This is a genomic window from Protofrankia sp. Cr1 (genome assembly GCF_963555865.1).
Lineage (GTDB): Bacteria > Actinomycetota > Actinomycetes > Frankiales > Frankiaceae > Protofrankia.
This window is the reverse complement of sequence record NZ_CAUVXO010000493.1, coordinates 1,399-2,906: the sequence shown is the minus strand read 5'-3', so window position 1 is coordinate 2,906 and position 1,508 is coordinate 1,399. Positions and strand designations below refer to the sequence as shown.

Here is a 1,508-nt window from a genome sequence, read left to right as displayed (position 1 = left end):
CAGGTGGCGCGGTGCGGTGCGGCGCGAGAGTCGGGAAGACCATGCGCGTAGACCCGCCGCCCACCTGGCCGGTAGGTAGGCCGCGAGCGCGTCGAGCAGCCGCACGGCACGGTCTAGGTGCGCTGGATCGCGGTTCGAACGCGTGTTAAATTATCGATGATCTACGTGTAATTTCCATGGTCAACTGTGTGCTAATTCCATGATCGGATATTCGTGCGCGCCTACGTTCCTCGTCTGCTCGACACGGAGTTGCAGGATGTCGTCGCCTCCCACCCGGCCGTCCTCGTCGTCGGCCCCCGGGCGTGCGGCAAGACGACCACGACTCGGCGTGTCTGCCAGTCGATCCTGCGCCTGGACGTCCCGGCGCAGGCCGCGGTCGTACGGGCCGACCCCGACGCGGCGCTGCGCGGGCTCGAGGAGCCCGTCCTGATCGACGAGTGGCAGGTCGTGCCCGAGGTACTCGGAGCGGTGAAGCGGGCCGTCGACGACGACCCGCGCCCGGGGAGGTTCGTGCTCACCGGATCCTCGCAGGCCGACCTCACCGCCTCGGGCTGGCCCGCGACCGGCAGAATCGTCCGGCTGACGATGTATCCCCTCGTCGGCCGGGAACGCCACGGCGACCCCACCGCGCCCTCACTGATCGACCGGATCCTCGACGGCGGCGTGGACGCGTTCGCGGATCCCTCCACCGGCTGGGACCTGCACGCCTACGTGACCGAGGCACTCACCAGCGGCTGGCCGGAGGCGCTGCGAACCGAGGCCGACCGAGCACGCGACCGCTGGCTCACCGGCTACGTCGACCATCTCGTGACCCGGGAAGCCCCGGCGCTCAGCGCCGCACGAGACCCCCTGCGACTGCGCAGATATCTCCAGGCGATCGCCGCCAACACCGCCGGTGTGCCGACCCACAAGTTGCTCTACGACTCGGCGGGCATCGGACGCGAGGCAGCCGTGGCCTACGACGACCTCCTCGACACCCTCATGATCACTCAGCGGGTCCCCGCCTGGGCGGACAACCGCATGAACCGCGCGGTCCGGCTACCCAAGCGATACCTCACCGACCCCGGACTCCTCGCCCCGTTGCTCCGTATCGACCACCGCCGCGCGCTCCGCGACGGCGACCTGCTTGGACGCATCATCGACACCCTCGTCGCCGCCCAGTTCCGCGCCGAGTGCGCGCTGAGCGTCGTCGGCGCCGACCTATACCACCTGCGCGACGCCAACGGCCGCCGTGAGATCGACCTGCTCCTCGAAGCCCGAGACGGCCAGGTCATCGCCATCGAGGTCAAGGCATCCGCGGCCCCCTCCCACACCGACGCACGACACCTGGAATGGCTTGCGGCGGAGATCGGTCCACGGTTCACCCTCGGACTCCTCGTACACACGGGCCCACGGGTCTTCCAGCTCACAGAGCGCATCCTCGCCGTCCCCGCAGCAAGCCTCTGGTCCTCCCGCTGAGGACGCCGGTGCCGCGGAAACGTCCACGAGGAGCTCGCCGCGCCCTCGCT

General features: G+C 69.8%; 1 protein-coding gene. It reads left to right on the top strand.

Annotated features, from left to right (window positions below; all coding sequences use genetic code 11):
- The first annotated feature begins 213 nt into the window (after window positions 1-213).
- Entirely contained in the window at window positions 214-1,458 is a 1,245-nt protein-coding gene (locus U9980_RS24425; protein WP_322770078.1) for an ATP-binding protein, read from the top strand.
- Window positions 1,459-1,508: the final 50 nt, after the last annotated feature.